We start from the raw sequence: 14,152 nt of genomic DNA, 5'->3' as shown, positions 1-14,152 counted from the left end.
TTCTTTTATTTCACAATACGTGCATCTTTTAACGGCCAATATAGTATATTTGCTTTTCCAATTACTTGGTCCATTGAAATTGTACCAATTGAACGACTATCTTTACTAAAACGACGATTATCGCCTAAAACAAATAATTGACCTTCTGGAACAGTTTTCTTCCCTGTCATTTCTTCAAGAGTAAAATCATATGTAAGCGGTCCGTCAGCAATTTGTTTTTTCTGCTTGTCTAAATACGGCTCCTCATAAGGCTTTCCGTTAACATATAGTTTATCATTACGATACTCTATTTCATCGCCTGGCAGGCCGATAATGCGTTTAATATAATCTTTATCTTCCGTTGCCCGGAATACAATAATATCAAATCGTTTCGGATCTCCTATGTGATAACCAATTTTATTGACAATCATTCGATCGCGATCATGTAAAGTAGACGCCATCGATACCCCATCTACGAGAATTGGCGCAAAGAAAAACTGTCTAATAACACCCGCTAATACAACAGCAATTAAAATTGCCTTGATCCATTCCCAAAGTGAACTCTTTTCTTTCTTCATGCATTTCCCCTCCACGATTATGTAAGCTGCTCGTATTATATCAAAATTTTATATAGATTGGAAAAAGGGAGCTTGTGCATTTACAAGCTCCCATACATGTCTTATCGAATTTCTTTAATACGTGCTTTTTTACCGCGAAGGTTACGTAAGTAGTATAACTTAGCACGACGTACTTTACCACGGCGAAGTACTTCGATTTTCGCGATTCTTGGCGTGTGAACTGGGAATGTACGCTCAACACCTACACCGTAAGAAATCTTACGAACTGTGAATGTTTCACTGATTCCGCCACCACGACGTTTGATTACAACACCTTCGAAAAGCTGAATTCTTTCACGAGTTCCCTCAACTACTTTTACGTGTACACGTAAAGTGTCTCCAGGACGGAATGAAGGAAGGTCAGTTTTTAATTGGCCTTTTGTAATTTCTGCGATTAATTGTTGCATATTAAATTCTCTCCTTTAAACAGATGCTCTTATAAAGTCTAAATAAATTACAGCGGAACATCGTTAATACGGCTACTGATTTCAGCAGCACAAGTGTTATAATAGCATATTGCTAGAACTGTTGCAATAGCAAATATATCAAGTCCTTATTTGCCTTCTTTAATCTGTTCTAACCATTTCTCTTCTTGCTTAGACAACTCTCGTTCTTCCAATAAATCCGGTCTACGCGTGTACGTACGACGTAGTGATTCTTTATGTCGCCATTCATCAATATTTTTATGATTTCCCGACATTAATACATCCGGCACCTTCATACCACGAAAATCAGCTGGACGTGTATAATGAGGATGCTCTAATAAACCTGTACTAAACGAATCCTCGACTTGCGAAGCATGATTCCCTAGTACTCCTGGCAGGAGACGTACAACACTATCAGTAATAACCATAGAAGCTAACTCTCCACCGGTTAATACATAGTCACCAATAGAAATTTCATCTGTTACGAGATGTTCACGAATTCGTTCGTCATATCCTTCATAATGCCCACATACAAAGATTAAATGTTCTTCCTCTGCAAGCTCTTCCGCTTTCTTCTGAGTGAATCTTTCACCCTGCGGACACATTAAGACAACTCTCGGCTTACGCTCTGTCTCTTTTGTTAAATCTTCTACAGCATCAAAAATAGGCTGAGGGGTCAATACCATCCCAGCGCCACCGCCATACGGATAATCATCTACGCTATTATGCTTACTCGTTGTATAATCGCGGAAATTGACAACACGAAGCTCTACCGCTTCTTTTTCTTGTGCTTTCTTTAAAATTGAAGATCCAAACACACCTGTAAACATATCTGGAAACAATGTTAAAATGTCAATTTTCATTATAGCAACCCTTCCATTACATGAATGGTTACTAATTTATTCTCAATGTTAACTTGAAGTACAACATCATCAATATAGGGAATTAACAGATCTTGACCTTTTGGACGTTTAATTACCCAAACATCATTCGCACCAGGTGATAAGATTTCTTTGATCGTTCCTAATGCCTCTCCCTCTTCTGTTACAACGTTACAACCAATAATTTCATGATAGTAGTATTCACCTTCAGCTAGTTCACCTAACTGCTCTTCTGGTACTTTTATTAAAGAACCTTTAAATTTCTCTACTTCATCTACATTTTTGTATCCTTCAAATGTTAATAAATCAAATGTCTTATGTTGACGATGAGAAGTTACTTTCACCGGAAGGTAATCTGTACTTTTCTCATTCGATATGTATAAAGTGTTTCCTACTTTATATCGCTCTTCCGGAAAATCAGTACGAGAAATCACACGAATTTCTCCTCTTACGCCATGAGTATTTACAATTTTTCCTACATTAAACCATTTTGTCATAAATAGTATGTCACCCCTGGTTTCCATATAAATTAAGCATCTCCATTTCACATATGGAACATGCAATTTCTCTTTAAATGTTAAAAAAGGGAGAGGATATAACTCCTCGCCCTTTTTACGTTTATTGAATTTCCAGTGTTACTTTTTCATCATTATGATGTCCCACTGAATACAAGAGCATTCGAATTGCTTTCGCAACTGTCCCTTGCTTTCCAATGACTTTTCCAACATCCTCAGGATGTACAGTTAATCGATACTTTATCTCTCCGTTGTAAAGTTCCTGTGTAACTTTTACATCTTCAGGATGATCGACAAGAGGCTTGACAATCGTCTCGACTAACTTCTTCATAGTCATTGCCTCAATTACTTACCTTGTTTAGATAAGTGGAATTTCTCCATGATACCTTGGTTAGAGAATAAGTTACGAACTGTATCAGATGGTTTAGCACCATTTCCTAACCATTTTAATGCTGCTTCTTCGTTGATCTTAACTTCAGCTGGTTGAGCAACCGGATTGTAAGTACCGATTTCCTCAATGAAACGTCCGTCACGAGGAGAACGAGAATCTGCAACAACTACACGATAGAAAGGAGTTTTTTTAGCTCCCATACGTTTTAAACGAATTTTAACTGCCATTTATAAAGCACCTCCGAATTTATTTCACACAGATAATTATATTAGCAAAAAGACTATTGCTTTGTAAAGTATTTTTTCTTAACAGAGCCATCTTTTTTTCCTTACATGAATGGAAACTTCAATCCACCTAGTCCCTTTTTCTTACCTTTTTGCATTCCCGTCATCGTCTTCATCATTTTTTTCATATCATCAAATTGCTTGATTAGACGATTGATTTCTTGTACCGTTGTACCGCTACCTTTGGCAATGCGCTTTTTGCGACTAGCATTGATTATTTCCGGTTGTTCTCGCTCTAATTTAGTCATAGAACGAATAATCGCCTCAATATGCCCAATTTGTTTTTCATCAACTTGTGCATTTTTCAGCCCTTTAATTTTATTTGCACCAGGAAGCATTCCTAACAATTCGTCAAGCGGTCCAAGTTGACGTACTTGTCCAAGTTGTTCTAGGAAATCGTCAAGCGTAAACGAAAGCGTACGCATTTTTTGCTCAAGTTCTTTTGCTTTCTCTTCATCAACTGTAGCTTGCGCTTTTTCAATTAATGTTAAGACGTCTCCCATCCCTAAAATACGGGATGCCATACGTTCTGGATGGAACGCTTCAATTGCATCTAGTTTTTCACCCATACCAGCAAATTTAATAGGTGTGTTTGTTACAGCCTTAATAGATAATGCCGCACCACCGCGCGTATCACCATCTAATTTCGTTAATACAACACCAGTTAAACCTAACTGCTCATGGAAACTTTGTGCTACATTTACCGCGTCTTGTCCCGTCATCGCATCGACAACTAGGAAAATTTCATCCGGTTTCGCAACTTCTTTCACTTTCGCTAATTCATCCATTAGTTCTTCATCAATATGCAGACGACCTGCTGTATCAATTAAAACATAATCGTGATGATCTTCTTTTGCTTTTGCAATCGCTTGTTTCGCAATTTCAACTGGACTAACTTGATCTCCTAAAGAGAAAACAGGCATGTCCAATTGCTTCCCTAATGTTTCAAGCTGTTTAATCGCTGCTGGACGGTAAATATCCGCTGCAACAAGCATTGGTTTACGATTATGCTTTTTACGCAGTAAATTCGCAAGTTTACCTGTTGTTGTCGTTTTACCTGCACCTTGCAGACCAACCATCATTATAACAGTCGGTGGCTTATTAGCAACAGCAATTTTACTTTGCTCTCCGCCCATAAGTTCTGTAAGTTCTTCCTGTACAACTTTAATTACTTGTTGTCCAGGTGTCAAACTTTTCATTACATCTTGTCCGACAGCACGTTCAGACACACGCTTTACAAAATCTTTTACTACTTTAAAGTTAACGTCCGCTTCTAAAAGAGCTAGACGAACTTCTCTCATCATTTCTTTCACATCGGCTTCAGAAACTTTTCCTTTGCCGCGGATTTTTTGCATTGTCTGTTGAAGTCGGTCGGCTAATCCTTCAAATGCCATATTGCCGCCCTCCTAATCTAATTTTTCGATAGCTTCAACAACTTGTTTCATTTCTTCATTCACATGCTCTTCTTCGCTGATTAGCTGTTTTAGCTTTGCAACAAGTCGCTGTCGCTCTTGAAACTTTTGAAGTAATACTAATTTATCTTCATATTCTTCAAGCATCGCTTCAGTCCGTTTAATGTTATCATACACGGCTTGGCGACTTACATCAAATTCTTCCGCAATTTCACCAAGAGATAAATCATCTAGATAATAAAGCGACATATAACTTCTCTGTTTTTGCGTTAACAACGATTGATAAAAATCAAATAAATAGTTCATTCTCGTTGTTTTTTCGAGCATGTTGGATCATCCTTTGTTAAGTGATTTCCCTTTACATCAATTAGTTTACATGGAGTACAAAAGAGTGTCAAGTTTTTTTCTTAACATCACATATTTTTATAGAAAAAGAAGCGGGAAATACCGCTTCTTTCACTTATACTTCTTCTGTTTCTACTAAGTTCGCAAATAAACCATACACATATTGTTCGGGATCAAACTGTTGCAGATCATCCATTTGCTCCCCTAATCCAACAAATTTCACCGGTACGTCCATTTCGTTTCGAATCGCTAATACAATACCACCTTTAGCAGTACCATCTAACTTCGTTAAAACAATACCAGTAACATTCGTTGCTTCACGGAATGTTTTCGCTTGACTTAAACCGTTTTGTCCTGTTGTAGCATCAATTACAAGTAATACCTCATGAGGAGCTCCTGGTACTTCGCGCTCAATTACACGCTTTACTTTCTCTAACTCTTTCATTAAGTTCACTTTATTTTGTAAACGTCCTGCTGTATCACATAGTAATACGTCTACTTTACGTGCTTTTGCAGCTTGTACAGCATCATACATAACCGCTGCTGGATCAGACCCTGATCCTTGTTTAATCACTTCTACACCAACGCGATCGCCCCATACTTCTAATTGTTCAATCGCTCCAGCACGGAATGTATCTCCTGCCGCCAATAGGACAGATTTACCTTCCGATTTAAATTTATGTGCTAGTTTACCAATTGTCGTCGTTTTTCCTACACCGTTAACACCGACAAATAAAACAACTGTTAATTGATCCTCTTGCATATTAATTTCGTTACTAAAGTCACTGTCACCTTTGTAAATTCCTACTAACTTTTCTGAAATAACAGCTTGTACTTCTTTTGGATCTTGAATGTTACGACGTTGCACTTCTTCTTTCAATTGATCAATCAATTCCATTACTGTCGAAACGCCAACATCCGCACCGATTAAGATTTCTTCTAATTCTTCGAAAAAATCTTCATCTACTTTACGGTAACGAAACACTAAATCATTTACTTTATCTGCAAACGAATTTCTCGTTTTTTCTAATCCGTTTTTAAACTTCTCTGTTACCGTATCTGTTTGTTTTGAAATTTTTTCTTTTAACTTTTTAAAAAAGCTCATACTGTCCCATCCTTCCTATTTGCTTGCAACTAGTTCTTCTCCATCATCTAAACGAACCGAAACAAGTTTAGATACCCCTGACTCTTGCATTGTTACACCGTACAATACGTCAGACTCTTCCATTGTACCTTTTCTATGTGTAATTACAATAAACTGTGTCTCATCACTAAATTTCTTTAAATACTGGGCAAAACGGGCAACATTGGCCTCATCAAGAGCCGCCTCTACCTCATCTAGTACACAGAATGGGACTGGGCGCACTTTTAAAATACCAAATAACAGCGCAATTGCTGTTAAAGCACGCTCTCCACCTGACAATAAACCTAAGTTTTGCAGTTTCTTCCCTGGTGGTTGCGCTACAATATCAATACCCGTATTTAATAAGTCTTCTGGATTCGTCATGACTAAATCCGCTCTACCGCCTCCAAATAATTCAGAGAATACCGATTGAAACTCCATTCGAATTCCTTCAAACGTAGTAGAAAAGCGTTTTTTCATTTCTTCATCCATTTCAGTAATTAGTTGGTGCAATGTCGCTTTCGCTTCTTCTAGGTCATCTTTTTGCTCTAATAAGAATGTATGACGCTCTGCTACACGCTCATACTCTTCAATTGCTCCTATGTTTACTGTTCCTAGCTCTTCGATGGATAGTTTAATTAGTTTCACCTTTTTACGTGCATCCTCAGCAGGCATCGTCATTGTATACTTCAGTTTTGCTGCTTCAAATGAAATCGTATATGTTTCACGTAAATGTTGTAATCTATTTTCTAATTCTACATCAAGTCGGTTTATTTTTACTTCTTGATCTTTCAACATCTCAAGAATGTATTTATGTTTACCTGTTGTTTCTTTCAGATTACGCTCTAAATGTTCTACTCTCTCTTGTAAAGATACACGTTGTTCACGACGAGAGCGAATTAACTCTGAAGTTTGATTACGATCATATGCTTTCTTCTCAATCATATTCGTAATTTGTTCTTCACCACTTGAATTCGATGTCATTTCTTGTTTTAAGAATGCTAAATCCTCTTTCGTTTTGACAAGCGTTGCATCCGTTTCTTCTTTTTCCTTCGTCAATCGTTCAACTTTTTCTTTCTGATTAGATAAGCGTTGTTGCTTTTCAGCCGCCAACACTTTTAATTCAGTCATTTCTTTTTGAACTTTCTCTTTCGAAGAATGCTGCTCACTTTTTTGTTTTGTTAAAGCTGCGATTTTGCTATCTAATTCTGTAATCTCTGCTTGAAGAGTCGCTAAAATCTTTTCTAGCTCTTCTTTACGCCCTTGTATTTTCACTTGGTCTTGTAAGAAGCCTTCAATCTCTAAATCGTAAATAGATAAGCGATCATTAATACGGTGTTCTTCTAATTCTAAACGATTAATTTCTTCTCTTAATTTCTGCTCATCTATACGCTCTGCTTCTACACTTTGCCTTAGTTCGCGTATTTGCACTTCTTTTTCTTGAATCTCTTGTTTTACGGCTTTAACAAAGTTCTCTAACTTCGTTGTTTTTTCTTCCATATCAGTTAACTTTTTCGTCCACTCTTCTAGTTCACGTTGACGTCCTAATAAAGAAGATTTCGCCTGTTTTACCGCTCCACCTGTCATAGAACCACCAGGGTTCACTACATCACCTTCGATTGTTACAATGCGATAACGATATTGCAGTTGTTTCGCCAACTCATTTGCACCACGTAAATCTTTTGCAACAATAACAGTACCTAATAAATTTGAAACTACACTTTCATATTTATTGTTATATTGCACAAGTTCTGCCGCCACACCTACAAACGATGGGTGTTGATTTACAATACGTAATTGCTCAAATGATAACGATCTACTTTTAATAACAGCTTGCGGTAAAAACGTTGCTCGTCCATGTTTATTTTGTTTTAAAAACGCAATTGCATTACGAGCATGTTCTTCTTTTTGTACAACAATATGCTGCATCGCTGCACCTAGAGCAATTTCCATTGCAATTTCATATTCTTTCGGTACCGTTAGCAGTTCTGCAACAGCCCCCTCGATACCTTGCAACTTATTTTCTCTAGCTTTTAATACTTCACGTACCCCTTGATAGAAACCGGAGTAGTCTTCTTGCATCTCTTCTAACATTTCTTTTCGAGAACGTGCCTGTTGTACAAATTGATACGCTTGGTACAGTTTTGTTTCATTTTCACTATACTGCGCCTTGCATTTCCCAAGTGCCGCTTCTGTCTTTTGTATATTCGAAAGGATACCAGCTACCTTTCCTTTCACTTGTTCATAACTTTCCACAAGTTTCGTCTTTTTCGCTGTAATTTCCATACGTATTTCTACATATTTCGCATTTTCTTCATCAAGGCGTTCATTTTTAGAGTTTTGTTGTTTAGATTGTTCTTCAATCATAGATAATTCATTACGATGACTAGCTTGTTGATTTAAAAGTTCAATATAGTCACCTTTTAAATTCTCAATTTGTTCCTCTAAATTGTCAGCAAAAGTTGCAAGTAATCGCTCATTATCATGCAATTTTGTCTCCAAATCTTTCACTTGATTTACAAATTGCATCAACACTTCTGTACTTGATTCAATTTCACCATCATAACTTGTAGCTTTCTCTGTCAATTCAACAATTAACTGTTCGAGTTGCGCACAATGCGTCGTTGCATTTTGCTTTCTCTCTTTTAATAGCTCACGCTGTCCCTCTAACTTTTCTAGTTCTTTACTAGAAAGAAGAAGTACTTCTTGTAAGGAATCTACAGACTCATCTACCGCTTGTAATTGTCCTCGTAATTCCTCAAGCTCTTCTTCACCTTTTTGTAAATCCGTTGACATTTTAGCTGCTTCGTTTTTATTATGCCCAAACTGATTTCGAAGCGCTTCCCATTTCTCATGTAATTCTTCAATTTCATGTACAATAAGCGCCGCTTCTACTTTCTCTAATTCTTCTTTTTTCTCGAGATAATCTTTCGCAATACAAGCTTGTCTTTCTAAAGGTTCTACTTGGCTACTTAATTCGTGAATTATATCTTGTACACGATTTAAGTTTTCTTGTGTGTCTGCTAATTTTCCTTCAGCTTTCTTTTTACGAAGTTTGTATTTCAGTACTCCCGCAGCTTCTTCAAATACACCACGACGTTCTTCTGATTTACTACTTAAAATCTCTTCAACTTTACCCTGGCTAATAATCGAAAAAGCTTCTCTTCCCATACCAGAGTCCATAAATAAATCAATAATATCTTTCAATCTACATGATTGTTTATTAATATAAAAATCACTATCACCAGAACGAGATACACGACGTGTTACACACACCTCATTATATTCAATCGGTAAACGTTGATCTTCATTATTTAAAGTTATTGTTACTTCAGCAACATTAACTGCTCTTCTCGTATCACTGCCTGCAAAAATAATATCTTCCATTTTTGCACCACGTAATGATTTTGCAGATTGTTCACCAAGTACCCAGCGAATGGCATCAGTAATATTACTTTTCCCGCTTCCATTAGGTCCTACTACAGACGTTACACCTGGGACAAAATCAACAGATACACGCTCAGCAAAAGACTTAAATCCTGCTATTTCTAATCTTTTTAAAAACACGAAAGGCCTTCCTCCTATTCTCCATTACTATAAATGTTGTTTATACAAAAACAAGCTATTATACGGATTCACTTTCCTTTCATTTACAAATGAAAGGAAAGTTTCATTCTATACACAAGGAATCCCCCTCATTCAAAGGGGGATTCCTTATCGTTGCTCTTTTAACTTTTTCAACGCTTCTGCAGCAGCTTGTTGCTCTGCTTCTTTTTTCGACTTGCCACTACCAAGACCTAAAGCCACGTTATTTAACGTAACACGTGACACAAATTCTCGATTGTGGGCCGGTCCTTTTTCTTGCAAAATTTGATACTCAATATTGCCACTACCATCACGCTGAATCAACTCTTGTAATTGACTCTTATAATCCATCACATGAGAAAAAGCACCTTCATTAATTTTAGGGTATACAATTTCTTTTAAGAATCCCCATACTGTTTCTAGCCCTTGATCAAGATAAAGGGCACCAATAAACGCTTCAAAGACATCCGCTAATAAAGCTGGTCGTTCACGTCCACCTGTCATTTCCTCACCTTTTCCTAATAAAACAAGGCTACCAAATGACAACTCATTTGCAAAACGAACAAGAGATGGTTCACATACAATAGCTGCACGTAGTTTTGTTAACTCTCCTTCGCTCATTGTCGGATATTTTTGAAACAGATACTGCGATACAGTAAGTTCCAATACTGCATCTCCAAGAAATTCGAGACGCTCATTGTCTTCATGCGGTTTTTTTCGATGCTCATTCACATACGATGAATGCGTAAATGCTTGAGTCAATAATTTTTCATCTGTAAACGTAATACCTATCTTTTCTTGAAATACTTTAAACGCTTCACGATATTTTGTTTCGTATTTTTTTTCTCTATATTTTCGGTACGGCATAGGTCCCTCCAGATATAAGCCGAGAAGCCCCGCTAAAAAACGGGACTTCATTCAAGCATTATAGATGACTCTCTATGTAAGTCACAGCATCGCCAACAGTAGCAATCTTTTCAGCATCTTCATCAGAAATTTCCATTTCGAATTCGTCTTCTAATTGCATTACAAGTTCTACTACATCTAGGGAGTCTGCTCCTAAATCTTCCTTGAAGCTTGCAGCTGGTACTACTTCAGTCTCTTCTACTCCTAAACGATCAACGATGATTTTTGTTACACGCTCTAAAACATCTGCCATTCTATTCACCTCCCCTCAAATATTATATTAAATATTATCCAAAAAAACTAGCTGAAATCGATTCTTTTATTACATTACCATACCGCCATCAACATTTAACGTTTGACCTGTAATATATTTGCTTTGATCAGAAGCAAAAAACGTTACAGCATTTGCGATATCTTGTGCTTCACCAAACTGAGCTGCTGGAATTAATTTTAACATCTCAGCTTTTATATTTTCATCCAATACATCTGTCATATCTGTCGCAATAAACCCAGGAGCAAGTGCATTTACAGTAATATTACGGCTCGCTAACTCTTTTGCTGATGTTTTTGTTAATCCAATTACACCCGCTTTAGCAGCAACATAGTTTGCTTGTCCTGGATTACCTGTTACTCCAACAACAGAAGCGATATTAATAATACGTCCATGACGTTGACGCATCATATATCGAGATACTGCCTTCGTACATAAGAATACACCTTTTAGGTTTGTATTAATAACTGTATCCCATTCTTCTTCTTTCATACGCATTAATAAATTATCTTTCGTTACACCTGCATTATTTACAAGAATATCAACTTGTCCAAATACATCTACAGTTTGTTTCACCATATTTGTAACGTCTTCAGCATTTGCAACATCTGCTCTTACTGCAATTGCATCCGAACCTAATTTCTTTATTTCATCAACTACTTCATTTGCCTTTTGCTCATTACCAGCATAATTTACTACAACATTTGCCCCTTGTTTCGCTAAATCAATCGCAATCGCACGGCCAATTCCACGTGAAGCACCGGTTACTAATGCTACTTTCCCTTTTAACATCAGTTTTCTCCTCTCAAATTTGAAATGGTATCTTTTAATGTCTCTTCATCGTATATCGCATATGCTTTCACTGATGAATCAATCGACTTCATAAGTCCAGCAAGCACTTTCCCAGGTCCAATCTCAATAAATGTGTCCACCCCTTGATTCACCATGTATTCAATGGATGGGTACCATAAGACAGGCGAATAGAGCTGTTCGATTAGCTTTTCTTGAATATGTGCACCACTTGTAATTACGTCTGCTGTTACATTTGCAATAACCGGAATATTCGTATCTTGAATTGTAATTTCATTTAAGACACTTTGGAATTTCTCCGCCGCTGGCTTCATTAACGAAGAGTGGAACGGTCCACTTACCTTAAGCGGAATTGCTCTCTTTGCACCATTTTCTTTCGCTCTTTGAGAAGCAATCTCTACTCCTTGTTTTGTTCCAGAAATCACAATTTGCTTCGTGCTATTCATATTAGCGATTTGTACTGCATATCCTTCACTTGTTACTTCTTCTGTAACTTGTTTCAGCATATGTGGATCAGCACCTAAAATAGCCGCCATTGCACCTTCTCCGCCAGGAACAGCTTCTTCCATATATTCCCCACGTTTCCTTACAGCATATACAGCGTCTTCAAAAGTTAATGCCCCCGCTGCTACAAGAGCGCTATATTCACCTAAACTATGCCCTGCGACAAAGTCTGGTGTAATATCATACTCTTTTAAAGCTGTCAAAATAGCAAAACTCGTTGTTAATAAGGCTGGCTGCGCGTTCGTCGTTAACGTAAGCTTCTCCTGTGGTCCTTCAAAAATCACTTCTGAAAGTGAATCTTGCAACACCTCATCTGCTTTTGCAAACACATTTGCAACCTCTTTATTATTCTCTGCTAACTGTTTACCCATTCCAACTGCCTGTGAACCTTGGCCCGGAAAAAGAAATGCTATTTTTCCCATTTCAAATCCTCCTCTTATTGGAGTGGCTCTTTCTCCATTACGCTTGAAATAGTAGGAATAACTTCTTTCGCTACCATTTCTCTCGTTTGACGAATCGCACTAAATATCGATTGTTCATTGGAAGAACCGTGAGCCTTAATGACAGGGGCTTTCAACCCAAATAATGCCGCTCCTCCATACTCCGAATAATCCATTTTATCTTTTAATACCATAAGTTTTGGCTTTAATACCGCTGCTGCTAATTTGCTCGTAAACGAACTCATTAACTGCTCTTTTAACATAGAGAATAATGCGAGCGCTGTTCCTTCTAATGATTTCAGCGCTACATTCCCCGTAAAACCATCACATACAACAACATCTGCTACACCTTGTAATAAATCTCTTGATTCAACGTTCCCAACGAAATTAATTGGGGCATCCTTAAGCATTGTAAAGACTTGTTTGGAAAGCTCGTTCCCTTTTCCATCCTCTGTTCCAACGTTTAAAAGGCCAACGCGAGGATTTTTAATTCCCCTTACTTTCTCAGCGTATACAGATCCCATTACTGCATATTGATATAAATGAATTGGTTTTGCATCAACGTTTGCTCCAACATCTAACATAACAAAACCTTCTCCATCAACGGTTGGCATTGTAGGGGATAAAGCTGGTCGCTCAATTCCTTCCATACGACCTACAACAAACAATCCTGCCGCCATTAAAGCTCCTGTACTACCAGCTGATATACAAGCATCCGCTACGCCGTCTTTCACTTGCTGCGCTGCTAGTACCATTGAAGCTTGTTTTTTTCGACGAACCGCTCTTACTGGTTCATCTGTCGATTCAATTTTTTCATCTGTATGAAGTATAGTAATTCGTTCTTCACTCGTTAAGTATTGACGAATTTCCTCTTCTTTCCCTACTAACGTAATATGTAAATCAGAGTATTCCTTAATAGCTTTCATTGCTCCTAATACGACCGCCTTTGGAGCATGATCGCCGCCCATTGCATCTATTGCGATTTTCATAAGTTGTTACCTTCCTCACTGTAATTACTAGATCGATACATTTCAAAAGTGCCTGTAAAAACAAGTTCTTCTCCAACGAAGCTACGCACTTTGACAACCGTCCGTCCTTTATCATTCTCTACATCTTCAACGAGCACTTTTGCAACAACACGCTCTCCTAATTTTACAGGACGAATGTATCGAATGGTAGACTTTGCAGTTAAAGCTAATTCTTCATCAATAACCGCAACAGCTAGTGAGTTTGCTTGGGCAAACAAGTGATGCCCACGGGCAATTTGATTTCTTTTAAATACGTGTTCTATCTTCACTTCAAAGATAGAAATCGCGTGTCTATCTAATTCTATATCAATAATTTCTCCGACAACCTCTTCTAACGGTAAAGATTTCACATCTTCTTCATGTTGCTTTGTAGCTACATGTTTAATTCTTTCTCTTAATTCAGGAATAGATAATTCCATACGATCAAGACGTACGGTTTGTATACTCACTTGAAATTTTTCTGCTAAATCTTCATCCGTAATAAAAGGATTCGTTTCTATAGTTTGTTGTAATAATTCTTGTCTTTCTTTTTTACTTCTTCTTTTTTTCATACCGCACCATCCATTTTTATGACTAGGTACTAACAGTAGTATATAATCAATAAAAGTAGAATGCAACAAAAACTTTTGTTGCCTC

At 37.4% G+C, this 14,152-nt stretch carries 16 protein-coding genes; all 16 read right to left on the bottom strand.

All coding sequences use genetic code 11. The features are described 5' to 3' along the window. Positions 1-5: 5 nt before the first annotated feature. The 16 genes from lepB to fapR all read right to left on the bottom strand — a co-directional run bounded on the left by lepB (position 6) and on the right by fapR (position 14,067). On the bottom strand, positions 6-557 hold the full coding sequence (gene lepB, locus V7S50_RS02655; protein WP_060631992.1) for a signal peptidase I: 552 nt from the start codon (positions 555-557) through the stop codon (positions 6-8). Between the two features lie 101 nt (positions 558-658). Beyond that, a complete protein-coding gene (gene rplS, locus V7S50_RS02650; protein WP_001186516.1) occupies positions 659-1,003 on the bottom strand; it encodes a 50S ribosomal protein L19 in 345 nt (114 codons plus the stop codon). 146 nt (positions 1,004-1,149) lie between these two features. Next, on the bottom strand, positions 1,150-1,884 hold the full coding sequence (gene trmD / locus V7S50_RS02645; RefSeq protein WP_242252017.1) for a tRNA (guanosine(37)-N1)-methyltransferase TrmD: 735 nt from the start codon (positions 1,882-1,884) through the stop codon (positions 1,150-1,152). Continuing rightward, entirely contained in the window at positions 1,884-2,399 is a 516-nt protein-coding gene (gene rimM, locus V7S50_RS02640; protein ID WP_242252018.1) for a ribosome maturation factor RimM, read from the bottom strand. The genes trmD and rimM overlap by 1 nt, the downstream gene beginning before the upstream one ends. 121 nt (positions 2,400-2,520) lie before the next feature. Next, complete coding sequence (locus V7S50_RS02635) at positions 2,521-2,748, bottom strand: KH domain-containing protein (RefSeq protein WP_060631995.1); 228 nt, start codon at positions 2,746-2,748, stop codon at positions 2,521-2,523. 14 nt (positions 2,749-2,762) lie between these two features. Next, the gene (gene rpsP, locus V7S50_RS02630; RefSeq protein ID WP_000268750.1) at positions 2,763-3,035 is read right to left on the bottom strand and encodes a 30S ribosomal protein S16; all 273 of its coding nucleotides are present in this window, start codon (positions 3,033-3,035) and stop codon (positions 2,763-2,765) included. Between the two features lie 101 nt (positions 3,036-3,136). Next, the gene (ffh, locus tag V7S50_RS02625; protein ID WP_000863460.1) at positions 3,137-4,486 is read right to left on the bottom strand and encodes a signal recognition particle protein; all 1,350 of its coding nucleotides are present in this window, start codon (positions 4,484-4,486) and stop codon (positions 3,137-3,139) included. 12 nt (positions 4,487-4,498) lie between these two features. Then, positions 4,499-4,831 carry a putative DNA-binding protein gene (locus V7S50_RS02620; RefSeq protein ID WP_000891061.1) on the bottom strand — a complete coding sequence of 111 codons (333 nt, stop codon included), beginning with the start codon at positions 4,829-4,831 and terminating at the stop codon, positions 4,499-4,501. A 133-nt stretch (positions 4,832-4,964) separates the two neighbouring features. Continuing rightward, positions 4,965-5,954: a signal recognition particle-docking protein FtsY gene (gene ftsY / locus V7S50_RS02615; RefSeq protein ID WP_063221134.1), complete on the bottom strand. Its 990-nt coding sequence runs from the start codon at positions 5,952-5,954 to the stop codon at positions 4,965-4,967. Between the two features lie 15 nt (positions 5,955-5,969). Continuing rightward, positions 5,970-9,539 (bottom strand): chromosome segregation protein SMC, encoded by a 3,570-nt coding sequence (smc, locus tag V7S50_RS02610; protein ID WP_242252019.1) that lies wholly within the window; start codon positions 9,537-9,539, stop codon positions 5,970-5,972. Between the two features lie 147 nt (positions 9,540-9,686). After that, entirely contained in the window at positions 9,687-10,424 is a 738-nt protein-coding gene (rncS, locus tag V7S50_RS02605; protein ID WP_060631998.1) for a ribonuclease III, read from the bottom strand. A 58-nt stretch (positions 10,425-10,482) separates the two neighbouring features. Continuing rightward, positions 10,483-10,716, bottom strand: coding sequence for an acyl carrier protein (acpP, locus tag V7S50_RS02600; protein WP_000786062.1), 234 nt, complete (start codon positions 10,714-10,716; stop codon positions 10,483-10,485). Between the two features lie 69 nt (positions 10,717-10,785). Then, positions 10,786-11,526, bottom strand: a complete 741-nt coding sequence (gene fabG, locus V7S50_RS02595; protein WP_063221136.1) for a 3-oxoacyl-[acyl-carrier-protein] reductase — start codon at positions 11,524-11,526, stop codon at positions 10,786-10,788. Further along, on the bottom strand, positions 11,526-12,470 hold the full coding sequence (gene fabD, locus V7S50_RS02590; RefSeq protein ID WP_242252020.1) for an ACP S-malonyltransferase: 945 nt from the start codon (positions 12,468-12,470) through the stop codon (positions 11,526-11,528). The genes fabG and fabD overlap by 1 nt, the downstream gene beginning before the upstream one ends. Positions 12,471-12,484: 14 nt before the next feature. Further along, the gene (gene plsX, locus V7S50_RS02585) at positions 12,485-13,477 is read right to left on the bottom strand and encodes a phosphate acyltransferase PlsX (protein ID WP_063221138.1); all 993 of its coding nucleotides are present in this window, start codon (positions 13,475-13,477) and stop codon (positions 12,485-12,487) included. Further along, positions 13,474-14,067 carry a transcription factor FapR gene (gene fapR, locus V7S50_RS02580; RefSeq protein ID WP_242252297.1) on the bottom strand — a complete coding sequence of 198 codons (594 nt, stop codon included), beginning with the start codon at positions 14,065-14,067 and terminating at the stop codon, positions 13,474-13,476. Before fapR ends, plsX begins: the two co-directional genes overlap by 4 nt. Positions 14,068-14,152 lie beyond the last annotated feature (85 nt).

Origin of the sequence: Bacillus sp. CCNWLW194 (genome assembly GCF_037120585.1) — a bacterium.
Taxonomy (GTDB): domain Bacteria; phylum Bacillota; class Bacilli; order Bacillales; family Bacillaceae_G; genus Bacillus_A; species Bacillus_A basilensis.
This window is presented reverse-complemented; position numbering and strand designations above follow the sequence as displayed.